Source organism: Bacillus cereus group sp. MYBK101-2 (assembly GCF_051918845.1).
Classification (GTDB): domain Bacteria; phylum Bacillota; class Bacilli; order Bacillales; family Bacillaceae_G; genus Bacillus_A; species Bacillus_A paranthracis.
This window is the reverse complement of the sequence record NZ_JBQAIE010000001.1, coordinates 393,145-416,636: the sequence shown is the minus strand read 5'-3', so window position 1 is coordinate 416,636 and position 23,492 is coordinate 393,145. Positions and strand designations below refer to the sequence as shown.

Here is a 23,492-nt window from a genome sequence, read left to right as displayed (position 1 = left end):
TCTACAAATTTAAAAGTGGAGTCAGGGGGTAACAGGTTGGATAAAATTTATGTGTTAGATACGAATGTACTTTTGCAGGATCCTTTATCTATTTTTTCATTTGAAACCAATGAAGTAGTGATTCCAGCAGTTGTATTAGAAGAGGTTGATTCGAAAAAACGTTATATGGATGAAGTAGGACGAAACGCTCGTTATGTATCTAAGTTAATAGACAAATTTCGTGAAATAGGAAAACTGCATGAAAGTATTCCGCTAGAAAACGGCGGTACATTTCGTATTGAATTAAATCATCGTTCGTTTGTCCAACTACAAGATATTTTTGTAGAAAAAACAAATGATAATCGAATTTTAGCTGTAGCAAAAAATCTATCTTTAGAAGAACAAGAAAAAGAGGACGGGAAGTCTGTTATTTTAGTAAGTAAAGACGTGCTCGTAAGGGTAAAAGCAGATGCAATAGGTTTAAAGGCGGAAGATTATTTAAGTGATCGGGTTATTGAAGTGGAAAATATATATTCAGGATTTTTAGAAGGATATATATCAAAAGAACAATTGGATTATTTTTATGAAAAAGGCGAATTGCCTTTATCCGAAATTGCAAATCATCCTTTTTATCCAAATCAGTTTGTAGTAATGAAAGATGCGTTAGGTGGATCTAGTTCAGCACTAGGTATTGTGGATCATTTAGGTAAGAAGGTAAAGAAACTTATTTTTCCCAATGAACAAGTATGGGGAATACGACCACGAAATGTGCAGCAAATTATGGGATTAGAATTGTTGCTTCGTGAAGATATTCCACTAGTTACGCTAACAGGGAAAGCTGGTACAGGAAAGACATTACTAGCTTTAGCTTCGGGGCTCATGCAAACGGAAGATTTAGGGTTATATAAAAAACTACTCGTTGCACGGCCAATTGTTCCAGTTGGGAAAGATATCGGTTATTTACCGGGAGAAAAAGAAGAAAAGTTAAGACCGTGGATGCAACCGATTTTTGATAATCTAGAGTATTTATTTAATACGAAAAAACCAGGAGAGTTAGATGCTATTTTAGCTGGAATGGGTTCGATAGAAGTAGAAGCTCTTACGTATATACGCGGGAGAAGTATTCCAGATCAATTCATTATAATTGACGAAGCACAAAATTTAACGAAGCATGAAGTGAAAACGATACTAACGAGGGTAGGAGAAAAAAGTAAAATCGTATTAATGGGAGATCCTCAGCAAATTGATCATCCGTATTTGGATGAATATAATAACGGTTTAACATACGTTGTAGAGAAGTTTAAAGAGCAACGTATTAGTGGTCATGTAAAGTTTGTTAAAGGGGAGCGATCTAATTTAGCTCAACTAGCCGCAGATTTACTATAAAAAGGAGTGAGCAAAAGCTCACTCCTTTTCTTTAAATAATTGTAAATTTGCGGATGTTACGGATTGGATTTTGTCTATTAGATCCATCATTGTAATATAAATGAACAGGTCCATCTTCTTTTAATGGTTTTCCTTCTTTTGAAAAACCAAGAATAGCATGTTTGACAGTTTCTAATGGAAGCGTTATTGTATCATCTACTGTTTCGATCTCGACTTGCGTAGCGTCATCTGAAATTTCGGCATTAGCAAGAAAAGGTTGAAATGGTATACCAAACGTTCCAGTAATTAGCTGTTCTTTTTTAAATTTCTTTACACTTTGTTGTATCGGCGGGAAAGCAGCACCATCACGGATTTCGCGATCCCAATGTTCCGAAGTGTTTTTTAAATAAGCTTCTAGTTCTGAAGTGTTTTCTCTCGTTTCATCAAAGTAAGTTGTCAAATCTACTTTTCGATCATCAAAGATCCAAACGGTTGGATCGATAGTGATTGGAAAACGAACTTTTCCATTAATAAATAAAATTTCGCTCATTGTTGTTCCCCCATTTGTGTTATACTCCCACTTTTCAGTATAATAGTATTAGACACTATTGTCACAAAAAATGTTTCTATTGCAATTTATTAAAACTATCGCTAATATTAATAGATAGGAGAGAGTAGGACGGAAACGGAGGGAATCAATTTGGCGTCTGAGACAGTATCAAATCATCAGGAAAAGGCACTAGCCCTTCTACAAGCGGATGCGGAGAAGATTTTAAGACTTATTAAGGTGCAAATGGACCATCTTACAATGCCGCAATGTCCATTATATGAAGAAGTGTTAGACACACAAATGTTTGGACTATCCCGCGAAGTCGATTTTGCAGTTCGCCTTGGTCTTATTGCAGAAGAACAAGGGAAAGCAATGTTAGGAGAGCTTGAACGTGAGTTATCTGCACTTCATGAAGCATTTACAAACAAACAACAATAACGGGTTCAAATAAGGGGGCTCAAACTGAAAAAGTTTGGGCTTTTTATTTGTATAATAAAGCAGGAAGAACCAATGTACATATGGAATACAACAATAATTAAATTGAAACAGAGAGAGGAAATGAAATGAAAAGAGTATGGAAATCAATGGATTATTCATTATTACTTCCTCTTGTTATCTTATGTGTGCTGGGAGTTATAATGGTATATAGTTCTAGTTCCATTGTTGCGATTTCGAGGTTTGATAAACCAGCAAATTTCTTTTTTAAAAGACAATTAATTACTTTAGCTGCTGGGACAATAGTATTAATAATTCTTGTTATTATCCCATATAAAGTGTGGAGAAAACGAATCTTTTTATTGGGGAGTTATGGAATTAGTGTAGCATTATTAGCAGCAGCTGCCTTCTTTGCTAAAGCGGTAAATGGTGCAAATGGATGGATATTTGGAATACAGCCTGCGGAATTTGTTAAGATAACAGTTATTCTCGTATTGGCCCATTTCTTTGCGAAAAGGCAAGAAACGAATACGTCTGTTTTTAAAGGATCAGGACCAGTACTTTTAGGTGTTGGTTTAATCATGTTTTTAATTTTAAAGCAAAATGACTTAGGTACCGATATGTTAATTGCGGGAACAGTAGGAATTATGTTTCTTTGTTCAGGAGTTAATGTGAATTTATGGATAAAGAGATTCTTGTTAACATCTATAGTATGGGCTCCGGCGTTGTATTTTCTTGGGAGTTATAAATTAAGTCAATACCAAAAAGCACGGTTTTCTGTTTTTCTTGATCCATTTAGCGATCCGCAAAAGGATGGATTTCAATTAATAAATTCGTTTATTGGAATTGCTTCGGGAGGGCTAAATGGTAGAGGATTAGGAAATAGTGTACAAAAGTATGGTTACTTACCAGAACCACAAACGGATTTTATAATGGCAATTATATCTGAAGAACTTGGTTTTATAGGTGTGGCTATTATTTTAATCTGTTTATTACTTATAATTATTCGGGCCTTTAGAGTTGCACAAAAGTGTAAAGATCCATTTGGAAGTTTAATAGCTATCGGAATTGCAAGTTTGTTTGGAGTCCAAACATTTGTTAATGTTGGTGGTATGTCTGGATTAATACCACTTACAGGAGTTCCTTTACCGTTTGTTAGTTATGGCGGGAGTTCCTTATTAGCTAATCTACTCGCGATGGGGATATTACTCAATATTGCTAGTCATGTAAAACGACAAGAGAAACAACAGAACGAGACAGTTAAAGAAAGAGAACAAGGTGGACCACATCTTGTAGTTGTAAAATAAAACACATTGTGCTTTAGAGCATGATGTGTTTTTTATTTTTAAGTAGTTTTAAATATGATGTATTAATTTATCTTTAAGATAAATTGTATATCACATTAATAAAAAAGTGATATACAATTAAGTTGTTAGAAAAGGAAGAGGTATGCTATACTATTTTTGTGAGACAAATTGCTCAGAAAACTTATCATTTGTTAAAAAATAAGGTATGATGGATAAAAATAAAGTGAAGCTTTCTAAGTATAATATAATGTAGAAAGTGAAGAACTTCACGCTCTTTATGGTGTGTATATATTTTATCTCTAGAGTGGTAGGAAAGTAGAGGGGGAAAATCATGACAAAGCTGCAACGTATTCAAAAAGTATTGGTAGCTAACCGTGGAGAGATTGCAATTCGTGTGTTTCGAGCTTGTTCGGAACTGGGATTAAAAACAGTTGCAATCTATTCTAAAGAGGATAATGGTTCTTATCATCGTTATAAAGCCGATGAATCCTATTTAGTTGGGGAAGGAAAAAAGCCAATTGATGCTTATCTAGATATTGAGGGCATTATTGAGATTGCGAAAAGTAATCATGTAGATGCAATCCACCCTGGATATGGTTTCTTGTCAGAAAATATTCAATTCGCAAAACGTTGTGAAGAAGAAGGGATTATCTTTATCGGTCCAAAAAGTAAGCATTTAGATATGTTTGGAGATAAAGTAAAAGCAAGAACACAAGCGCAGCTAGCACAAATTCCAGTTATTCCTGGTAGTGATGGGCCAGTAGATTCATTAGAAGAAGTCGAAAAATTTGCTGAAAAGTATGATTACCCGATTATTATTAAAGCTTCCCTTGGCGGGGGCGGTCGTGGTATGCGTATTGTACGTACTAGTGAAGAATTAAGAGAATCGTATAATCGAGCAAAGTCAGAAGCAAAAGCAGCCTTTGGTAATGATGAAGTATACGTAGAAAAATTCGTTGAAAAACCTAAACATATAGAAGTTCAAATTTTAGCAGATGAAGAGGGCAATGTTGTTCATTTATACGAGCGAGACTGTTCTGTACAACGTCGTCATCAAAAAGTAGTAGAAATTGCACCTAGTGTGTCGCTTTCAGATGATTTGCGTCAGCGTATTTGTGATGCTGCTGTAAAGTTAACGAAAAATGTAAATTATTTAAACGCAGGAACAGTTGAATTTCTTGTAAAAGATGATAATTTCTATTTCATTGAAGTGAATCCGCGTGTTCAAGTAGAACATACAATTACAGAAATGATTACAGGAGTCGATATCGTTCAATCACAAATTTTAATAGCTGATGGACATGCATTACATAGTAAAATGGTAGGTGTTCCAAAGCAAGAGGAAGTTGTTGTACATGGATTTGCAATACAATCTCGTGTAACGACTGAGGATCCACTAAATAATTTCATGCCGGATACAGGAAAAATTATGGCATATCGATCAGGTGGTGGATTTGGGGTTCGTCTTGATACAGGTAATAGTTTCCAAGGTGCTGTTATTACACCGTACTATGATTCTTTACTCGTAAAAGTTACAACATGGGCGCTTACTTTTGAACAAGCTGCTGCAAAAATGGAACGTAACTTAAAAGAATTCCGTATCCGTGGTATTAAAACGAATATTCCATTCCTAGAGAATGTAGTAAAACATAAAAACTTCTTATCAGGGGAATATGACACTTCATTTATTGATGCGTCACCTGAACTATTCTTGTTCCCGAAACGTAAAGACCGCGGAACGAAAATGTTAAATTACATCGGGACAGTAACAGTAAATGGCTTCCCGGGGGTAGGGAAAAAAGAGAAACCAATTTTCCCAGATGCTCGTATACCGAATGTATTACACTCAGAGCCAATCCAAAATGGAACGAAACAAATTTTGGATGAGCGTGGAGCAGACGGATTAGTAAAATGGGTACAAGATCAAAAACGTGTACTTTTAACGGATACAACATTCCGTGATGCGCATCAGTCATTACTTGCAACGCGTATTCGCACAAAAGATTTACACCAAATTGCAGAGCCGACAGCGAGAATGTTACCGAACTTATTCTCAGCAGAAATGTGGGGCGGTGCAACGTTTGATGTTGCATATCGTTTCTTAAAAGAAGATCCGTGGGAACGATTACTAGATCTTCGTGAAAAAATGCCAAATGTTTTATTCCAAATGTTACTTCGTTCTTCAAACGCGGTTGGTTACAAAAACTATCCGGATAATTTAATTCAAAAGTTTGTGGAGTGTTCTGCCCAAGCTGGAATTGATGTGTTCCGTATTTTTGATAGCTTAAACTGGGTAGAAGGTATGAGAGTTGCGATTGATGCTGTACGAGATACTGGTAAAATTGCAGAAGCAACGATGTGTTACACAGGGGATATTCATGATCCACTGCGTAGTAAATATGATTTAAATTACTATAAAAATTTAGCAAAAGAATTAGAAGCATCAGGAGCTCACATTTTAGGTATTAAAGATATGGCGGGCTTACTAAAACCAAATGCAGCATATGATTTAGTTTCAGCATTAAAAGAGACGGTATCGATTCCGATTCACCTGCACACACACGATACGAGTGGAAATGGTATATTAACGTATACGAAGGCAATTGAAGCAGGTGTTGACATTGTCGATGTAGCAGTAAGTTCTATGGCTGGTCAAACGTCACAACCAAGTGCGAACACGCTATACTATGCGTTAGGTGGAAACGAAAGACAGCCAGATGTTAATATAGATTCATTAGAAAAATTATCTCATTACTGGGAAGATGTACGTAAATACTACGCACCGTTTGAAAGTGGTATGAATGCTCCTCATACAGAGGTATATATGCACGAAATGCCAGGCGGACAGTATAGTAATTTACAACAACAAGCGAAAGCGGTTGGCTTAGGCGATCGTTTCGATGAAGTGAAAGTAATGTACCGCCGTGTGAATGACATGTTTGGTGATATTGTTAAAGTAACACCATCATCTAAAGTTGTTGGTGATATGGCATTATTCATGGTTCAAAATCACTTAACAGAACAAGATGTTTTAGAGCGTGGACATTCTATGGACTTCCCAGGATCTGTTGTTGAAATGTTCTCTGGAGATTTAGGACAACCATATGGTGGTTTCCCGAAAAAGTTACAAGAAATTATTTTAAAAGGGAAAGAACCATTAACAGTAAGACCAGGTGAATTATTAGAACCAGTAGATTTCGACGCGTTAAAAGAAGAGCTATTCCATAAACTTGGACGCGAAGTGACGATGTTTGATGTAGTTGCATATGCATTATATCCAAAAGTATTTATGGATTACGAAAAAGTTGCTGAGATTTATGGAAATGTATCTGTGCTTGATACACCGACATTCTTCTATGGTATGAGACTTGGTGAAGAAATCGATGTGGAAATTGAACAAGGTAAAACATTGATGGTTAAACTAGTATCAATTGGAGAGCCTCAGCCAGATGGAAATCGTGTGCTTTACTTGGAGTTTAACGGTCAACCACGTGAGATTGTTGTGAAAGACGAAAGTGTGAAAGCGACAGTTGCACAACGTGTGAAAGGAAACCGTGAAAATCCAAACCACATTAGCGCAACAATGCCAGGAACGGTTATTAAAGTAGTTGTAAAAGAAGGCGATGAAGTGAAAAAAGGCGAATCTATGGCAATTACAGAAGCGATGAAAATGGAAACGACAGTTCAAGCGCCGTTTAATGGTAAAGTGAAAAAAGTATATGTTAACGATGGAGATGCAATTCAAACGGGTGACTTACTCATTGAATTAGATCACTAAAATAAAAAAGAGTTGTGGAAACACAGCTCTTTTTTATTACGAAAAAATACCTTGCCAATTCGGGCAAGGTATTTTCATTTATTTTGTTTGTTTAGAAATTGATGCAGCTTCTTTTGCATTCACTTTACTTCTTGTACCTAACATAACTAAATAGCATAGTACAGCAAACAAGCAAGAAATGAATAGGGAATGTAATAATGCCATTGATAAACTAGCATTTGTAAATACGACTAAAATTCCTACGATAGCTTGAAGTGTAACAAGGATAAATGAGATGATCCATCCCCAGTATACGACAGGCTGCTGTTTGTAATGGCGGATAGCGAGAATCATCGCGTATAGTATCCAAGCGAAAATTAACATCGCTGCAACTCTATGTCCCATTTGAACCCATTCATGTAATTGAGTTGGCATAGGTCTATTTTTGCTACATAAAGGAAAGTCTGGACAGGCTAAGCTAGCTCGTTCGTGACGTACTAAAGCCCCTGTGTAGACGACAATATAACTGTAAATTGTTACACCATAAATATGAAATTTCATTTTTTTGTCCATAATAAGTGAACGTGCATCAAATTTTTGGTCAATTTCAAAGATAAGACACGTTAATAAAATGACAGAAGCAAATGAAATTAAGGAAATACCGAAATGGATAGCAAGTACAGCTGGCATTTGCCCCCAAACAACCGCTGCGGCTCCCATTAATGCTTGTGCAACTAAAAATACGAAGGATAAAATTGCTAACGTTTTTGTTTCGCGCACATGTTTATAATATTTCCAGGACAAAATACAAAGGAGAGTAACAAGAATTCCTGCTGATCCTGATGTAAGGCGATGACTTAGTTCAATAATAGTTTCCATTGATAAATTAGATGGAACAAATTCACCGTTACAAAGTGGCCATGATTTACCGCATCCTTGGCCAGAGCCTGTTTTTGTAACTAAGGCGCCTCCTAATAAAACTATTAATAAATCAAGACTCGTAATGACTGCTAACCATTTAATAAAGCGTTGCAATCTCTTTCACCATCTTTCTGCTATGAAGTTATTGCGAAATATTTTCATTCCATTATGTATAGAATAAAACGCGCTAGTTCCTATGATATATAAAAAATAATAAAATAGCAAAGAAATGGAGGGGGAAGACAGGGAAGAGAAAACGGGTGTGGAAATAAGGTTTATAAGGAAATTTTTAGGTGAAAAATAGGCTATTTTGAAAAGAAATGGGGAGAATACGTGTTAAATATGACAAAAAAGTTTATTATAGAAGGTAACATCATGTTATGATATGGATAAGTAACAATTAAGTTTTTTATGTTCGACACAAAAAGTTCATGTTTTCTTCACAAAATGTTCGGGAAATATGATTTAATATATTGGAGTATGGGCGTAGATTAGTAGTAGAATGGGTTAACAATGTTTCTACTGTAATAATATTGCTATATAGAAGCGAAATATTTCAATTTGAAATAGGCGCAAAAAGAAAGATGAAAGTTTTAAGAGGGGGTTAAAGTGATGAACCATGCAACAAGTGAGCTGCATGATGAGTCTGCTGTTACAAGCGTACCGGAAACAACTCGGTTACAAGATTTAAAAGCGCTCGTTAAAATGGGGATTGTAAATTCAAATACACTTACTGTATTTACAGGATTTTGGTTGGCATTACACTTTAATGGATTAAGTGTAATGGACAATCTGGATAAGTTATTCTTTACAATCGTTGGTTCTGGATTAGTTATGGCAGGGGTATGTTGTTTAAACAACTACATTGATCGAGACATCGATCCATTAATGGAAAGAACAAAGACCCGTCCAACGGTTACTGGAAAGTATAAACCAGGATTTGCACTTACATTTGGACTAGTTATATTACTTCTTGGTTTTGTATTTTTATTATTAACAACACCAATGGCAGTCTTAATGGGATTTATTGGTGCTTTCACATATGTTGTTCTATATAGTTTATGGACAAAGAGAAAGTATACACTAAATACTGTTGTAGGTAGTATATCTGGTGCAGTTCCACCTTTAATTGGATGGGCAGCAATCGATCCATCTTTAGGCCATCCAATTGCTTGGATGTTATTTTTAATTATGTTTATTTGGCAAATCCCACATTTCCTTGCATTAGCAATGAAACGTGTTGATGAATATCGAAACGCAGGAATTCCAATGCTTCCTGTAGTTCATGGATTTGAAATTACGAAACGCCAAATTATGATTTGGACAGTATGTTTATTACCACTACCATTTTATATGAGTGGACTAGGGATAACATTTATGGTAATTGCAACACTGCTTAACATCGGATGGATCGTTTTAGGTTTTTATGGCTTCCGTAAGAAAGATGACATCAAATGGTCTGTGCAAATGTTTGTTTATTCCCTAAATTATTTAACAATCTTATTTGTATCAATGATTGTAGTTACATTCTTCTAAGACAACGACATAATTGGATTTCTTTACGTTGAGATTTACTTTACTTAACTATAAAGTACAATCTAATTCACAAGGAAAGTGGGGGTTGTTTGTATGAAGAAACAGTGGCGACTGCTTTCGTTCGTTTCACTGCTGGCTTTACTGTTAGGGGGATGCGGTAAAGCCTTTCAATCTACTTTAATTCCGCAAGGAGAAGTAGCAAAAATGCAATATGATCTGCTCTTACTAGCAAGTGCGATCATGGTAGGAGTAGTACTAGTAGTTACTATTATTTTCTTATATGTAATTGTGCGTTTCCGACAAAAGAAAGGTCAGGAAGATTATATTCCGGAGCAAGTTGAAGGGAATCATAAACTAGAAATTATATGGACAGTTATTCCGATTATTCTTTTGCTAATCTTAGCTGTTCCGACGGTTACATATACATTCAAACTTGCTGATGTAAGTGCGATGGAGAAAAAGAATATTGATAAAGATACTATCGTTGTTGATGTAACAGCGAATCTTTATTGGTGGGAATTTTCTTATAAATCAGAAAAGATAGTAACTTCTCAAGATTTAGTCATCCCCACAGGTAAGAAAGTGTATTTGAATTTGAAGGGTGCCGATATTAAACATTCGTTTTGGGTTCCATCTTTAGCTGGGAAAATGGATACAAATACAGATAATGTGAACAAAATGTGGTTAAAGGCAGATAAATCGGGCACTTATAATGGTTTTTGTACAGAATTTTGCGGCCCATCACATTCTTTAATGCAATTCAAAGTGAAAGCTTTAGATGAAAGCGAGTACAAAAAGTGGCTTGCTGATATGAAGAAAATTGATGGGAAGAAAGAAGTAGCTTCAACAAAGGCGCAAGAAGGCCAAGAAATATTTAATAAAAGCTGTATTGGTTGTCACGCAGTTGGATCTAATGATAGTAGACCACCTTCCGCTCGTATCGCACCAAACTTAGCAAACTTTGCGGATCGCGATACAGTTGCCGGCATTGCTGAAAACAATGAAGAAAACTTAAAAAAATGGCTGAAAGATCCTGAAAATATGAAACCAGGAAATAAAATGACTGGTAAATATGGCAACTTAACAGACGATCAAATTGATGCACTAAATGCATACTTACAAACGTTAAAAGTTGAAAAGTAAAGAGGGATTATTCGCGAAGGGGAGGTTGAAAACGTGAGTTCTGTAGCAAAAAAACAGGGGATGGGTGCTGTCATATGGGATTATTTAACGACAGTAGACCATAAAAAGATTGCCATTCTCTATTTAATTGCAGGTGGATTGTTTTTTATAATAGGCGGAATAGAAGCTCTATTTATTCGCCTTCAATTAGCGATTCCTAACAACGCTTTTCTTGTTGGGGATGCTTATAATCAAGTATTAACTATGCACGGTACAACAATGATTTTCCTCGCAGCTATGCCACTCGTGTTTGCATTTATGAACGCCGCTGTACCACTTCAAATTGGTGCACGTGATGTAGCGTTCCCGTTTTTGAATTCACTCGGATTTTGGTTATTTTTCTTTGGTGGAGTATTTTTAAATTTAAGTTGGTTTTTAGGTGGAGCGCCTGATGCAGGATGGACATCTTATGCATCTTTAGCTTTAGCCTCTAAAGGCCATGGTGTTGATTTTTATGTGCTTGGCTTGCAAATCTCCGGTATAGGTACATTAATTGGAGGTATTAACTTCCTTGTAACCATTATTAATATGCGTGCGCCAGGGATGACGTATATGCGTATGCCGATGTTTACGTGGACGACATTTGTAACATCTTCATTAATATTATTTGCTTTTCCGCCGTTAACTGTAGGATTAGGACTTTTAATGTTAGACCGCTTATTTGGAACAAGTTTCTTTAATCCAGCACTGGGCGGGAATACAATTATATGGGAGCACTTATTCTGGATTTTCGGTCATCCAGAAGTATACATTCTTATACTCCCAGCTTTCGGAATATTCTCAGAAATCTTTGCGACGTTTTCGAAAAAACGATTATTTGGTTATTCATCGATGGTGTTTGCGACAGTATTAATTGGATTTTTAGGGTTTATGGTATGGGCGCATCATATGTTTACTGTTGGGCTTGGTCCAGTTGCAAATGCTATTTTCTCAGTTGCAACAATGGCGATTGCGGTTCCGACCGGTATTAAAATATTCAACTGGCTCTTTACAATGTGGGGCGGAAGTATTCGTTTTACGACACCGATGATGTGGGCAGTAGCCTTCATTCCATCATTCGTAATGGGAGGAGTTACAGGTGTTATGCTAGCATCTGCACCAGCTGATTATCAATTTCATGATAACTATTTCGTAGTAGCTCACTTTCATTATGTAATTGTCGGTGGTGTTGTATTTGGTTTACTTGCAGGAGCCCATTATTATTGGCCGCTGATGTTTAATAAAGTATTGAATGAAACGTTAGGAAAGATAACATTTTGGTTATTCTTTATCGGTTTCCATTTAACGTTCTTCATTCAGCATTTCCTTGGCTTAATTGGTATGCCACGTCGTTACTACACATATCTTGAAGGTCAAGGGTTGGAAATGGGCAATATGATTAGTTCTATTGGAGCGGTATTTATGGCTCTTGGAACGATTGTTCTTCTATTCAATGTAATTAAAACAACAGTATCAAAAGAAAAGGCTGGTCGTGATCCGTGGGATGGACGTACATTAGAATGGACAATGCCAGCACCTACACCAGAATATAACTTTAAACAATTACCATTTGTTCGCGGGTTAGATCCGTTTTGGATTGAAAAACGTGAAGGGAATAAAGAGATGACAGCGGCGGAACCAGTCGGTGATATTCATATGCCAAATCCATCATTTTCACCATTTATCATTTCTTTAGGATTGTTTATAGCGGCATTCGGTGCAATGTATATGCAGGGTGGAAAAGATAAGTTTTGGTTATTAGTAGCAATTATTGGTTTAATCATTACGTTTGGTGCAATGTTCCTACGTTCAGTAATTGATGATCATGGATATCATATTCATAAGGAAGATTTAGAAGATAAGGGGGGCAAGGCGTAATGCATGTAGATGAAAAATTAACGAATGAAACATTTCCAGCAGAGCCTGAAAAAGCAACCCTTGAGGGGAAAAATAAGTTTGTCGGTTTTTGGTTATTTCTTGGAGGCGAAACAGTATTGTTCGCTTCCTTATTTGGCACATATTTAGCGTTAAAGAATTCTACAAATGGCGGACCAACATCTCAAGAGATGTTCCAAATGCCACTCGTTTTCATTATGACGATGCTTTTATTAACGAGTAGCTTAACGAGCGTATATGCGATGTATCATATGAAAAACTTTAATTTTAAGAAAATGCAACTTTGGCTACTAGTAACAGTGCTGCTAGGTTTAGGGTTTTTAGGATTTGAGATATATGAGTTTTATCATTATACGCATGAATTTAAGCATACTATGAGAAGTAGTGCGTTTGGTTCCGCGTTTTATGCTCTTGTTGGTACACATGGACTCCACGTATTGTTTGGGTTGTGTTGGATTTTAACATTAATCTTTAGAAATGCGAAGAGAGGTCTAAATTTATACAATGCACCGAAGTTTTATGTTGCATCGATTTATTGGCACTTTATTGACGTAGTTTGGGTGTTTATTTTCACTGTAGTATATTTAATGGGAATGGTGGGATAAACAATGGCGATAAAGCAAACGAATAATCCTAAAGTTGATCTTGTTTATCGGAAAAGAAAAAGTGCGGAGGAAATGAAGCATCAAGTTATTACATTTGCATTAATGATTTTTTTAACATTAGTTGCATTTGCGGCGGTAGCATATCCGAAAACTTTTAGTCCGACTTTTTCAGTACCATTTATTTTACTATTAGCGGTGGTACAAGTAATTTTTCAATTGTATTATTTTATGCATATGAGTCATAAAGGACATGAAGCGGCAAGTTTCTTTCTTTATTCTGGTCTGCTGATCGGATTAATTACAATTTTAGCTTTTATGACAATTGTGTGGATTTGAAAAGTGAAGAATAAGGGAGCTTGTGTTGACACAGCTCCCTCTTCATGTTATGTGAACGGATAACCTTAAGAAGGTAGGTGTGAAAATGAGTAACTTGTGGATATTTGGTTTTCAAGCGCTATGGAGTCCAATCTTTTTATTATTTATGCTTTCGATCCTCATTGGATATTTTTTAATTATTGGGCCGTATAGAATGCGATTTGAACATGCGACAAAGGTAAGTAAGAAGCAAGTTTTTTATTTTACGACTGGAATTGTTCTTTTGTATTTTGTAAAGGGAGGGCCTATTGATTTAATTGGTCATATTATATTTAGTGCACATATGTTTGAAATGGCAGTTATGTATATTGCCGTTCCGCCTTTGTTGTTGCTTGGTATACCAGTTTGGTTATATCGTTATATTACTTCTTTTAAGTTCGTTCAAATTATATTAAAGATATTTGCTAAGCCACTTATTGCATTGTTTGTATTTAATGGCCTGTTTTCTTTTTATCATTTACCAGTTGTTTTTGATGCAGTAAAACAAAGTCAAATTGCTCATCCTATCTGTCTCGCTATATTGTTCTTTACGGCAATCATGATGTGGTGGCCGATGCTAAATCCATTACCAGAATATCAAACGTTAAGTGATATAAAGAAACTTGGTTATATGTTTGCTAACGGTATATTATTAACGCCAGCTTGCGCGTTAATTATTTTTGCAACGGCGCCGTTGTTTGCAACGTATACGGATTCGGCTGCTTGGATGAAGGCGATGGAACTATGTGTACCAGCGGGAACTTTATCTGATTTAAATATAACTGGACCAGAATTTTTACACTGGATGCCGATCGTACAAGACCAACAAACAGGCGGCATCATTATGAAAATTGTCCAGGAAATAGTGTACGGTACAATTATTGGTTATGTGTTCTTTCGATGGGCGCGTCGAGAGCGTGAAAAGGATAAAGAGCAGTTACAACAATTGCCGCCGTATTTACAAACGAAGTAAAAAAGTGTATGGGTTTCCATACACTTTTTTAGTTTTACTAAACTTTAATAGATTGAATTTTCTAATTATTTATGTTAAGTTAGTGTAGGCATGTACTAAAAGTGGATATAAGATTTACTACTAGCTTTAATGCATAATAATTCCATGTGTAGTACAAGTTTTTTAGAGAGTTACAAATTTATATTGTTATCTTTAATAAAACAAGGACTATTTTAAGGGGGAATTTAAATGGGTAGTAGTGGAAGTATGGTAAAGCCAATTAGTGGTTTTTTAGCAGCATTAATACAATATCCAGTACCGGTAGTAGAGTCACGTGCAGACATTGATAAACAAATTAAACAGATCATAAAAACAATTCATTCAACTAAAGCAGGGTATCCTGGATTGGAATTGATAGTATTTCCAGAATATAGTACCCAAGGGCTTAATACAAAAAAATGGACTACAGAAGAGTTTTTATGTACGGTCCCTGGGCCAGAAACAGACTTGTTTGCTGAGGCATGTAAAGAGTCTGAAGTATATGGTGTTTTTTCTATAATGGAAAGAAATCCTGATGGTGGAGAACCGTATAATACAGCAATAATTATTGATCCACAAGGTGAAATGATTTTGAAGTATCGTAAGCTAAATCCTTGGGTGCCAGTTGAACCTTGGAAGGCTGGAGATTTAGGTTTACCTGTTTGTGATGGACCAGGAGGAAGTAAATTAGCTGTTTGTATTTGTCATGATGGTATGTTTCCTGAAGTAGCTCGTGAAGCAGCTTATAAAGGTGCAAATGTCTTGATTCGTATTTCTGGATATAGCACACAAGTTAGTGAACAATGGATGTTAACTAATCGTTCGAATGCATGGCAAAATTTAATGTATACATTGTCGGTGAACTTAGCCGGTTATGATGGTGTATTTTATTATTTTGGTGAAGGACAAGTATGTAATTTTGATGGGACTACTTTAGTGCAGGGACACCGAAATCCTTGGGAGATTGTTACTGCTGAAGTATATCCAGATCTAGCAGATCAAGCTAGATTAGGATGGGGTCTCGAAAATAATATATATAATCTAGGTTCAAGGGGATATGTAGCGACTCCTGGTGGGGTGAAAGAAAACCCATATACGTTTGTAAAAGATTTAGCTGAAGGTAAATATAAGGTTCCTTGGGAAGATGAGATTAAAGTAAAGGATGGAACTATTTATGGGTATCCAGTCAAAAAGACGATTCATTCTTAAGTAAGATAAATAGAACAAGCGCATCATATTGATGCGCTTGTTCTATTTACTCAATGATTTGGAATTCTTTTAACTCTTTTTCGATATTTTGTAGGAGTTGTTCGCTTTTTTGAATGACATTCGTTGGGAAAGTTTCACCATCACCATATTCAACGCCGTGAGGATAATAATGTTTACCTAATAAGGGAGGGAGTAGCTTTATTTCAGCGTGTCTGCTGCCAATGTCACCTTCAACAGCTAAACCTTGTACACGTAAATAATAAACATCATTTAATATTTCGAATTTATAATCGTATGTAACTCGTTCATAATCCCACTGTCCAGCAAGTACAAAATGGTTCTTTTCCATAATCTCTGTTAATAGTGTTAAATCAACGACTGCCCCATTAAATTTCATATTTGTAAATTGCATAAAATACCTCCTTTTTTAATGTTACACCATTATTTTTATAATAGTATGAATAATAAGAAAGTGCAATTCATATTGAGAGAAAAGGGATAATCCAGACTTTTTTTGCGAAAATATGATATAGTGAAAAGAGTACGGTACACACAAAAAAAGGAAAGAAAAGGATTTGTGTATATCTCAATTTTATGTTTTTTGCAGGAGGTATATCGATTGAAGAAATTATTGCGTATCGTAATGATTACAATTTTAATTTTAGCTGTTGATTTATACGGGAAATTACTCGTTTCACAATATATATTAACCCCATCTCAATCAAAGCAAGAAAATAAAATTGTGAAAAAGAAAAAACAAGTAAATGAAGACTCTTCTGATACGGTTTTAAATATGATTGGTGGGGACTCTGAAAATTTATTAGCAAAATGGGGCGAACCTTCTCGAATAGAACCATCTGCTTACGGATATGAATGGTGGGTATACAATCAAGATTTAGCTCAGTATGTTCAATTTGGGGTTGCTGAACGTAAAATTGTAACGGCGTATGTCGCTGGTGAGCAAGTTAAGGTGCCACCTTATTATATAAATGAAAAGTATGAAGATGTGTATAAAAAGAATCCACTTTCTCATGAGATTTCGTTAAAAAGAGGAAAGAATAGTTATCAATTTGAGTTATCTGATACCGAAGTGATGGAACAACCATTAGTACCAGTAGAAGATGGTTGGGCACAATTATATTTTGATCATTTTACGCATGAGCTTGTCGGTGTTCGTTATATGGATGACGAAACGTTATTACGTCAAAGACCGTATCAGCTCGTTTATTCGGGTGAATTATTAGCAGAACAACCATTAACTCCAGATAAAATGAAACAAATAGAGAATGGGAATATGCAACAAATTTTTGATTTAACAAATATTATTCGAAGCCGTCATAATTTACCGTTATTAGCGTGGGACCAACAAACGGCAGAGGTGGCAATCGGTCATAGTAAAGATATGAAGGATAATAATTACTTTTCACACGATTCACCTACATTAGGTACGTTAGGAGATCGTTTACAGCGCGGGAAAGTAGGATTTCAACTTGCCGGTGAGAACATAGCGGCGCAACATAGTGATGGGGTTGCGGCATTGCAAGGTTGGTTAAATAGTGAGGGACATCGAAAAAATTTATTGAATGAACAATTTACAGGATTAGGTGTTGGTGTATACGATAAGTTTTATACACAAAATTTTATTCGGAAATAAAATGAAACTGTAAATTGTGGATGGGAATCTTCCCCTATGCAAATAGTAGGATAAAAAGGTGCATGAATCGTCTAAAAATAGGCGAACCATGCGCCTTTTTTTTTCTTATTATATAGTAGATATACATGAAGAGGTGAGGATTATGCCGACAACAAAAGGACCGTTACATCCATCGGTTCAACAGTTTAAAGAGTTTGTAAACCATCACCCTAAAATGGTTCATGAAGTTCGAAGTGGTCATAAAACTTGGCAACAGTTTTATGAGGAATGGTACTTACTTGGTGAAGAAGATCCAATATGGGCAACTTTTAGACCGGATGGAGCGCCTGCTTTTTCTTCGGTAAAAGAAAAGAAAAAAGAAAAAGGAAAAGAAAAGGATACTCGAACTGAAGAGGAAAAAACTGCTGATGTGATGGGACAAATGCTTTCTTTCTTTAAAAAGTTAGACGTGGAACAAATGCAACATCATTTAGCCAATGTGACGAGTGCTATTGGGAGTGTGCAACAAGTTTTTCAACAATTTCAAGGAAAACGCACGCAGCAAGAAGAGAGTACTTCAGAAAATAATCCATTTTTCTTTCAGAAGGATTAGGAGGAAAGCGGATGAGAGCAGAAATTATGGAGTTTATAAAGGCTGATGAGGATTTATCTCGCTATATTAGGGAGCAACCTTACTGGTATAGAAAACTAACGCGAAACCCTGAAGAAAAAGAGGCATTTGAGTTAGCAGCTATGCAACATTTCAAAAAAACGATACCAGATAAAGTTGAGAAATTTCAAAATCAATTGGCAGTTGCTTCCATTATGATTGATATGTTTCAGTATATGAAGCAGCAAAATGCAACATAATTGGAAGGGAAAACTATGTCCGTCATGCAGAACTTTTGATACAATAGAAGCGGATTATTTAAAAAGGAGTTGCAGCATGAGCATGACGGAAATTTGTTTAGTACGACATGGACAAACTGATTGGAATTTTCAAGAGATTATTCAGGGACGTGAAGATATTCCGCTTAATGAAGTGGGGAAGAAGCAAGCGAGTCAAAGTGCAGCTGCTTTGCAAGCGGAGGCATGGGATATAATTATAAGTAGCCCATTAATTAGAGCGCAAGAAACAGCTAAGGAAATTGCAGAGGCAACTGGATTACAATCAATTTTATTAGATGAGCGATTTGTTGAACGTAATTTTGGTGAAGCTTCTGGGAAGCCAGTTGCGACTGTTAGGGAATTAATTGCAGAAGGTAAAGTAGAAGGTATGGAGCAAGATGAAGAAATTGTAGCTCGTTGTTTTGCTGCGGTAAAAGATGTTGCAGAAACTCATTCTGGCAAACGTATTATTATTGTAGCCCATTCTCATGCGATAAAAGCAATTTTACATGCAATTGCTCCGGAAGATATTTCGTTTAAGACACCGTTAAAAAACGCATGTATTAGTTATGTGAATGAAAATAGTGGGAAGTGGGATGTTGTTAAATACAACATCGCGGAACATATTAATGTATAAATGTGTACTGAAATTATTAAAAAATAGTTAGAATGATATCTTTCTGTTTAGTGAGACACTTCAATTAGTAGTTCTATTCTAAATGTGGTATGATAAATACTCGGAGGTGTCTCTCATGATTGTAGCGACGCTAGAAAGCGTATTAATATTAGATAAGGCAGAGCAGCTTGCAAAAGCGATCATCTGTTCAGATATAGCAGAAGATTACCGTAAATATTATAAAGACTTGCATGAAGATATGGAAGTTCAGACGTTAATTCAGCAATTTACAGCGATGAAAGAACGATATGAGGAAGTGCAACGTTTCGGTAAATATCATCCTGACTATACTTTCGTTTCGACGAAAATGAGGGAATTGAAGCGTTCTGTAGATTTACATGATAAGATTGCAGCTTTTAAACGAGTAGAAACGGCTTTACAAAAGTTGTTAGATGAAGTGAGTGTAGCAATCGGTTCTGAGGTGTCCTCTTCCATCAAAGTTCCAACAGGAAATCCATTTTTTGATGCTGGTGGCTGTGGTGGCGGTTGTGGTACCGGCGGAGGTTGCGGTTGTAAAAAAACGGGGTAAATCACCCCGTTTTTTAGAAGATAGAAGAAAACGTATACAGAGTTTGTCCTGTAATGTCATAAATTTCTGATTGGTTTTCATAAAATATAAAATATATGTTTTTAAAAGGAGAAGATGGAGAAGATTATGTTCGGGCAACGACAAAGTATGATTGTTTATTTACATTCATTGAAACATGCCAAGATTTTAAGAAAATATGGTAACATACATTACATATCAAAACGTTTAAAATATGCAGTAGTATATTGTGATATGGAACAAATTGAGCATATGATGCAAAAGTTGAACAAACTTCCTTTTGTGAAAAAGATAGAACAGTCGTACCGCCCGTATTTAAAAACGGAATTTGAAAATTCACGTCCTGATCGGGCAAAAGAATACGATTATAGCTAATAGAAAAAATCCCCTGCTAATTTTAACAGGGGATTTTTTATTTGAAATAACACATTATTTCATTGGAGGAATAAAATTATTCATTCGTAAAATACCAATTAAATGATTGAAAAACAGTTCTTTTTCTGGGAAAGTTGTGGACGGTTTTACCGTAAAGGTAGTCACTTTTTTTCCAAGTTGTTCTGCCGTTTCTTCAAATAAAATGACGCGTTTACTTTTTTTATTTTCAAGTACAGGAATGCCTTCACGACATATGTATAATGGTTGGAAATCACCAGTAGTAGTTGGTTTTAATATTACAACAAGTGAGCACACTTTTTTTTCATTTTTAATTGTTTCAAATTGTAACATATGTGTTATACGTTCTTGATTTGCTTTGGCAATTTCAAGTAATTCATATAAATCAGAGTAGCCCTCTCCGAGTTCTATAAAGCGTTGAATCATATCTTTTCCTCCTCTTTCTTTTACTGTACCATCTCACTTTTTAAATGAAAAGTAGACAAAGAAAAAAAACCCTGCAAAGCAGGGCCCTTCTTATACTAGCATGTACTAGTAAGAAGGCAAAGGGAGAGGAGAAACCGGAGGAAGAACTTATGGGGAAACGTAAGTCTTCTCCGCGGTTGGCAACAACATCGAAGGTGATGTTGTTATAGTTATTTATGTCCAATCTAAATGAAGATATACATGATGAAATTAAATTTTATGTTGGGCTTTTTATTTTTCTTTTTTTTATTTTATGATAGGATAAAAAAGATAAAGTGAAACGAATAGTTCGTGTTAGCGAATGGTGAGATGAATACATAAAAATGCAGAGCGGTTATTTTAAGCTAAGTTCTTCTAGTCTTCGTTGGAAGATGAATGGAATCGTAAAGTTTGGTAGCGGTTACCGAATGGAGAAAGGCTTTCTATAATTGCTCGATAGATTGAAATAAAGGTAGTGACAACAGATGAGAGTAGTTTCAGGAAAATGTAAAGGACACCCACTTAAAGCGGTGCCAGGTAATACAACGCGTCCAACGACTGATAAAGTAAAAGAATCCATTTTTAATATGATAGGCCCTTATTTTGATGGGGGTGTCGCTCTTGATTTATTTGGTGGTAGCGGTGGTCTTGGAATCGAAGCTATAAGTAGAGGGATTGATAAAGCAATTTTTGTTGATCGAGACAATAAAGCGATAAAGGTAATCCATCAAAATTTAGAAAGTTGTAGAATACAGGAACAAGCTGAAGTATATCGGAATGATGCAGAACGTGCGATAAAAGCACTTATAAAACGTGAAATATCATTTGATCTTATATTAATTGATCCTCCATATAAAGATCAAAAAATTGTATCTTTAATTAGTGTAATGGATCAACATGGATTACTACATAACGATGGTTTAATTATGGCGGAGCATGGTAATGATGTAGTTTTACCTGAGGCTATAGGAAGACTTGTAAAAGTGCGAGCTGAAAATTATGGCATTACAGCGATATCGATTTATAAGTATGAAGGTGAGGGGACGGAATGACAAGTATAGCTATTTCTTCGGGAAGTTTTGATCCAATTACCCTTGGGCATCTGGATATTATTAAAAGGGGAGCAAAAGTATTTGACGAGGTATACGTAGTAGTTTTAAACAACTCGTCAAAAAAACCGTTCTTTTCAGTGGAAGAGCGTTTAGATTTAATTCGAGAAGCAACAAAGGATATTCCTAATGTCAAAGTAGATTCACATAGTGGACTACTAGTTGAGTATGCAAAAATGCGTAATGCGAACGCGATTTTACGTGGATTACGAGCAGTTTCTGATTTTGAATATGAGATGCAAATTACTTCTATGAATCGAAAGTTAGATGAAAACATTGAAACCTTTTTTATTATGACAAACAATCAATACTCATTTTTAAGCTCGAGCATTGTGAAAGAAGTTGCGAGATATGGAGGAAGTGTAGTAGATCTTGTACCTCCTGTTGTAGAACGTGCTTTAAAAGAAAAGTTTCAAACCCCGTTAAAGTGAACGGGGTTTTTCTTTGTTGCTCCGAAAAAATAATAAGATGACATATACATATAAGCAAAATAATGTAAATATCGGTCCGTAGTGTATAAAAGATGTCCAAATTTCATGCAGAATAGAAGAATGATTCGATAAAAAGACAGGGATATCTTTTTGCATAGGTGAAAAAGAGCTTACTTTTTCATAAAATGGTTTCCAAAATATAAAAGTAAAAATAGGGGCAAGAATACTTTGGATAATTCGTGCGAAAAAATAGGGCTTAAATCTAATGTCTGTTTCAGCTAATATGCTAGCGACTTGTGCCTGAATAGAAAGGCCGCTAAATGCTAAAATAAAGCTTGTTACCATAGCTTGCTGCAGGAGGGGTGTTTCAGTTATTTGACTAATCATTTGGCTTCCAAGTGTCATTTCAAACATGCCAGATAATATGGGGATACTAAATTCAGTAGTTAGTTGGAAGAATGATAAAATATGTTGCATAATAAAAGAAAGGGCTGCTGTAATATGAAATACAGTAATCATTTTATTTAAAACAGAGAATAAAATAATAAATCCACCAATCATAAGTAGCGTTTGAATAGAAGAAACGATAGCGTCCCCAAGTAATTTTCCTATTGGTCTTTTTTCTTGCATACGTGTCTCGTGTAGAATTGAAAAAGGGTTTTGAAAAGGGTGTTTTTTAGTAACATGTTTATCATGCGTGGAACTGTTGTTATTGCCATAAAAACGCATCAGTAACCCGACAGCAAAATTACTTACATAATGTGCAGCAGCTAATACGATTCCTAATTTCGGATTATTGAAAAAACCGATAGAAACAGCGCCAAAAATAAAAAGTGGATTGGATGAGTTTGTAAAAGATACGAGGCGCTCTGCTTCAATTTGTGTTAGCTGATTGCTTTTGCGCAGTCTAGCGCTTAATTTGGCGCCAGCGGGAAAGCCTGAAGCCATTCCCATTGCCCAAACAAATCCGCCTATTCCTGGAACGCGGAAAAGTGGTCGCATAAGTGGTTCTAATATAACGCCTATAAATTTTACAACACCAATACTAATGAGAAGTTCGGCAATGATGAAAAACGGTAAAAGTGAAGGGAATACAACTTCCCACCATATATTTAACCCTCGAATGGAAGCTTGTAAAGCAGCTTGGGGGTGGAGTACAAGAGAAAAGGTTAAAAAAAGTGTTGATATGGTAAGGAAAGCCGTTTTCCATTTTTCATACATGTAAGTAAATCCCCCTTTGTCCCAAAAAACGTTCATTTCAGTATACGTGGATACGTAGTGAATTTAGACCATAAGTATGAAAAA

At 35.7% G+C, this 23,492-nt stretch carries 24 protein-coding genes; 19 read left to right on the top strand and 5 right to left on the bottom strand.

What is annotated here, in order from left to right; genetic code table 11:
- Positions 1-36: 36 nt before the first annotated feature.
- A complete protein-coding gene (locus ACTFSI_RS02095) occupies positions 37-1,365 on the top strand; it encodes a PhoH family protein (protein ID WP_000358084.1) in 1,329 nt (442 codons plus the stop codon).
- Positions 1,366-1,396: 31 nt separating this feature from the next.
- On the opposite strand, the gene ACTFSI_RS02090 is transcribed toward ACTFSI_RS02095, so the two are convergent.
- Positions 1,397-1,894: a hypothetical protein gene (locus ACTFSI_RS02090; protein ID WP_001289788.1), complete on the bottom strand. Its 498-nt coding sequence runs from the start codon at positions 1,892-1,894 to the stop codon at positions 1,397-1,399.
- Positions 1,895-2,044: 150 nt separating this feature from the next.
- Here ACTFSI_RS02090 and ACTFSI_RS02085 point away from each other — a divergent pair, with 150 nt between their 5' ends.
- From ACTFSI_RS02085 to pyc, 3 genes are all read left to right on the top strand, one after another.
- Positions 2,045-2,332, top strand: a complete 288-nt coding sequence (locus tag ACTFSI_RS02085; RefSeq protein WP_000135695.1) for a YlaN family protein — start codon at positions 2,045-2,047, stop codon at positions 2,330-2,332.
- Between the two features lie 125 nt (positions 2,333-2,457).
- Positions 2,458-3,636: an FtsW/RodA/SpoVE family cell cycle protein gene (locus tag ACTFSI_RS02080; RefSeq protein ID WP_000832767.1), complete on the top strand. Its 1,179-nt coding sequence runs from the start codon at positions 2,458-2,460 to the stop codon at positions 3,634-3,636.
- Positions 3,637-3,967: 331 nt separating this feature from the next.
- On the top strand, positions 3,968-7,414 hold the full coding sequence (pyc, locus tag ACTFSI_RS02075; RefSeq protein ID WP_440045217.1) for a pyruvate carboxylase: 3,447 nt from the start codon (positions 3,968-3,970) through the stop codon (positions 7,412-7,414).
- Positions 7,415-7,492: 78 nt separating this feature from the next.
- Here the strand turns inward: pyc and ctaA are convergent, their stop codons facing one another.
- Positions 7,493-8,428 (bottom strand): heme A synthase, encoded by a 936-nt coding sequence (gene ctaA, locus ACTFSI_RS02070; RefSeq protein WP_001188736.1) that lies wholly within the window; start codon positions 8,426-8,428, stop codon positions 7,493-7,495.
- A 498-nt stretch (positions 8,429-8,926) separates the two neighbouring features.
- Between ctaA and ctaB the strand changes: the two genes are divergently transcribed.
- The 7 genes from ctaB to ACTFSI_RS02035 all read left to right on the top strand — a co-directional run bounded on the left by ctaB (position 8,927) and on the right by ACTFSI_RS02035 (position 16,066).
- On the top strand, positions 8,927-9,850 hold the full coding sequence (gene ctaB, locus ACTFSI_RS02065; RefSeq protein ID WP_001015058.1) for a protoheme IX farnesyltransferase: 924 nt from the start codon (positions 8,927-8,929) through the stop codon (positions 9,848-9,850).
- A gap of 93 nt (positions 9,851-9,943) precedes the next feature.
- Positions 9,944-10,993: a cytochrome c oxidase subunit II gene (gene coxB / locus ACTFSI_RS02060; protein WP_000745271.1), complete on the top strand. Its 1,050-nt coding sequence runs from the start codon at positions 9,944-9,946 to the stop codon at positions 10,991-10,993.
- A 60-nt stretch (positions 10,994-11,053) separates the two neighbouring features.
- On the top strand, positions 11,054-12,889 hold the full coding sequence (ctaD, locus tag ACTFSI_RS02055) for a cytochrome c oxidase subunit I (RefSeq protein ID WP_170868994.1): 1,836 nt from the start codon (positions 11,054-11,056) through the stop codon (positions 12,887-12,889).
- Positions 12,889-13,512 carry a cytochrome c oxidase subunit III gene (ctaE, locus tag ACTFSI_RS02050; protein WP_000557861.1) on the top strand — a complete coding sequence of 208 codons (624 nt, stop codon included), beginning with the start codon at positions 12,889-12,891 and terminating at the stop codon, positions 13,510-13,512. Before ctaD ends, ctaE begins: the two co-directional genes overlap by 1 nt.
- Before the next feature lie 3 nt (positions 13,513-13,515).
- Positions 13,516-13,848, top strand: coding sequence for a cytochrome c oxidase subunit IVB (gene ctaF / locus ACTFSI_RS02045; RefSeq protein WP_000985699.1), 333 nt, complete (start codon positions 13,516-13,518; stop codon positions 13,846-13,848).
- A gap of 85 nt (positions 13,849-13,933) precedes the next feature.
- The gene (gene ctaG / locus ACTFSI_RS02040) at positions 13,934-14,839 is read left to right on the top strand and encodes a cytochrome c oxidase assembly factor CtaG (RefSeq protein WP_044790728.1); all 906 of its coding nucleotides are present in this window, start codon (positions 13,934-13,936) and stop codon (positions 14,837-14,839) included.
- A 228-nt stretch (positions 14,840-15,067) separates the two neighbouring features.
- Positions 15,068-16,066: a formamidase gene (locus ACTFSI_RS02035; RefSeq protein WP_440045216.1), complete on the top strand. Its 999-nt coding sequence runs from the start codon at positions 15,068-15,070 to the stop codon at positions 16,064-16,066.
- Between the two features lie 46 nt (positions 16,067-16,112).
- Here ACTFSI_RS02035 and ACTFSI_RS02030 read toward each other — a convergent pair whose 3' ends face one another.
- The gene (locus ACTFSI_RS02030; protein ID WP_440045215.1) at positions 16,113-16,478 is read right to left on the bottom strand and encodes a YugN family protein; all 366 of its coding nucleotides are present in this window, start codon (positions 16,476-16,478) and stop codon (positions 16,113-16,115) included.
- A 207-nt stretch (positions 16,479-16,685) separates the two neighbouring features.
- Between ACTFSI_RS02030 and ACTFSI_RS02025 the strand changes: the two genes are divergently transcribed.
- The 6 genes from ACTFSI_RS02025 (at position 16,686) to ACTFSI_RS02000 (ending at position 20,185) form a co-directional block, all read left to right on the top strand.
- Positions 16,686-17,720 (top strand): CAP domain-containing protein, encoded by a 1,035-nt coding sequence (locus ACTFSI_RS02025; RefSeq protein ID WP_000735391.1) that lies wholly within the window; start codon positions 16,686-16,688, stop codon positions 17,718-17,720.
- A 142-nt stretch (positions 17,721-17,862) separates the two neighbouring features.
- Positions 17,863-18,312, top strand: a complete 450-nt coding sequence (locus ACTFSI_RS02020) for a YlbD family protein (protein ID WP_001143334.1) — start codon at positions 17,863-17,865, stop codon at positions 18,310-18,312.
- A gap of 11 nt (positions 18,313-18,323) precedes the next feature.
- Positions 18,324-18,569: a YlbE-like family protein gene (locus ACTFSI_RS02015; protein WP_001200990.1), complete on the top strand. Its 246-nt coding sequence runs from the start codon at positions 18,324-18,326 to the stop codon at positions 18,567-18,569.
- 82 nt (positions 18,570-18,651) lie between these two features.
- The gene (locus ACTFSI_RS02010) at positions 18,652-19,224 is read left to right on the top strand and encodes a histidine phosphatase family protein (RefSeq protein ID WP_001998138.1); all 573 of its coding nucleotides are present in this window, start codon (positions 18,652-18,654) and stop codon (positions 19,222-19,224) included.
- Positions 19,225-19,339: 115 nt separating this feature from the next.
- On the top strand, positions 19,340-19,792 hold the full coding sequence (locus tag ACTFSI_RS02005) for a YlbF family regulator (protein ID WP_044791463.1): 453 nt from the start codon (positions 19,340-19,342) through the stop codon (positions 19,790-19,792).
- A gap of 126 nt (positions 19,793-19,918) precedes the next feature.
- Positions 19,919-20,185, top strand: coding sequence for a YlbG family protein (locus tag ACTFSI_RS02000; protein ID WP_002080814.1), 267 nt, complete (start codon positions 19,919-19,921; stop codon positions 20,183-20,185).
- 54 nt (positions 20,186-20,239) lie between these two features.
- Here the strand turns inward: ACTFSI_RS02000 and ACTFSI_RS01995 are convergent, their stop codons facing one another.
- On the bottom strand, positions 20,240-20,629 hold the full coding sequence (locus ACTFSI_RS01995; protein WP_000616011.1) for a DUF7147 family protein: 390 nt from the start codon (positions 20,627-20,629) through the stop codon (positions 20,240-20,242).
- 503 nt (positions 20,630-21,132) lie between these two features.
- On the opposite strand from ACTFSI_RS01995, the gene rsmD reads away from it, so the two are divergent.
- Both rsmD and coaD read left to right on the top strand, forming a co-directional pair.
- A complete protein-coding gene (gene rsmD / locus ACTFSI_RS01990) occupies positions 21,133-21,699 on the top strand; it encodes a 16S rRNA (guanine(966)-N(2))-methyltransferase RsmD (protein WP_001266987.1) in 567 nt (188 codons plus the stop codon).
- Positions 21,696-22,187 carry a pantetheine-phosphate adenylyltransferase gene (gene coaD, locus ACTFSI_RS01985; protein WP_000200598.1) on the top strand — a complete coding sequence of 164 codons (492 nt, stop codon included), beginning with the start codon at positions 21,696-21,698 and terminating at the stop codon, positions 22,185-22,187. The genes rsmD and coaD overlap by 4 nt, the downstream gene beginning before the upstream one ends.
- On the opposite strand, the gene ylbJ is transcribed toward coaD, so the two are convergent.
- Positions 22,179-23,408, bottom strand: coding sequence for a sporulation integral membrane protein YlbJ (gene ylbJ, locus ACTFSI_RS01980; protein ID WP_000273105.1), 1,230 nt, complete (start codon positions 23,406-23,408; stop codon positions 22,179-22,181). The genes coaD and ylbJ overlap by 9 nt on opposite strands.
- Positions 23,409-23,492: the final 84 nt, after the last annotated feature.

Bases quoted from the DNA above. Each gene is read 5' to 3' on its own strand.
- ACTFSI_RS02090 (WP_001289788.1), bottom strand. From the start codon at position 1,894: ATGAGCGAAATTTTATTTATTAATGGAAAAGTTCGTTTTCCAATCACT.
- ACTFSI_RS02080 (WP_000832767.1), top strand. From the start codon at position 2,458: ATGAAAAGAGTATGGAAATCAATGGATTATTCATTATTACTTCCTCTT.
- pyc (WP_440045217.1), top strand. From the start codon at position 3,968: ATGACAAAGCTGCAACGTATTCAAAAAGTATTGGTAGCTAACCGTGGA.
- ctaB (WP_001015058.1), top strand. From the start codon at position 8,927: ATGAACCATGCAACAAGTGAGCTGCATGATGAGTCTGCTGTTACAAGC.
- coxB (WP_000745271.1), top strand. From the start codon at position 9,944: ATGAAGAAACAGTGGCGACTGCTTTCGTTCGTTTCACTGCTGGCTTTA.
- ctaD (WP_170868994.1), top strand. From the start codon at position 11,054: ATGGGTGCTGTCATATGGGATTATTTAACGACAGTAGACCATAAAAAG.
- ctaE (WP_000557861.1), top strand. From the start codon at position 12,889: ATGCATGTAGATGAAAAATTAACGAATGAAACATTTCCAGCAGAGCCT.
- ctaF (WP_000985699.1), top strand. From the start codon at position 13,516: ATGGCGATAAAGCAAACGAATAATCCTAAAGTTGATCTTGTTTATCGG.
- ctaG (WP_044790728.1), top strand. From the start codon at position 13,934: ATGAGTAACTTGTGGATATTTGGTTTTCAAGCGCTATGGAGTCCAATC.
- ACTFSI_RS02035 (WP_440045216.1), top strand. From the start codon at position 15,068: ATGGGTAGTAGTGGAAGTATGGTAAAGCCAATTAGTGGTTTTTTAGCA.
- ACTFSI_RS02030 (WP_440045215.1), bottom strand. From the start codon at position 16,478: ATGCAATTTACAAATATGAAATTTAATGGGGCAGTCGTTGATTTAACA.
- ACTFSI_RS02020 (WP_001143334.1), top strand. From the start codon at position 17,863: ATGCCGACAACAAAAGGACCGTTACATCCATCGGTTCAACAGTTTAAA.
- ACTFSI_RS02015 (WP_001200990.1), top strand. From the start codon at position 18,324: ATGAGAGCAGAAATTATGGAGTTTATAAAGGCTGATGAGGATTTATCT.
- ACTFSI_RS02010 (WP_001998138.1), top strand. From the start codon at position 18,652: ATGACGGAAATTTGTTTAGTACGACATGGACAAACTGATTGGAATTTT.
- ACTFSI_RS02005 (WP_044791463.1), top strand. From the start codon at position 19,340: ATGATTGTAGCGACGCTAGAAAGCGTATTAATATTAGATAAGGCAGAG.
- ACTFSI_RS02000 (WP_002080814.1), top strand. From the start codon at position 19,919: ATGTTCGGGCAACGACAAAGTATGATTGTTTATTTACATTCATTGAAA.
- ACTFSI_RS01995 (WP_000616011.1), bottom strand. From the start codon at position 20,629: ATGATTCAACGCTTTATAGAACTCGGAGAGGGCTACTCTGATTTATAT.
- rsmD (WP_001266987.1), top strand. From the start codon at position 21,133: ATGAGAGTAGTTTCAGGAAAATGTAAAGGACACCCACTTAAAGCGGTG.
- coaD (WP_000200598.1), top strand. From the start codon at position 21,696: ATGACAAGTATAGCTATTTCTTCGGGAAGTTTTGATCCAATTACCCTT.
- ylbJ (WP_000273105.1), bottom strand. From the start codon at position 23,408: ATGTATGAAAAATGGAAAACGGCTTTCCTTACCATATCAACACTTTTT.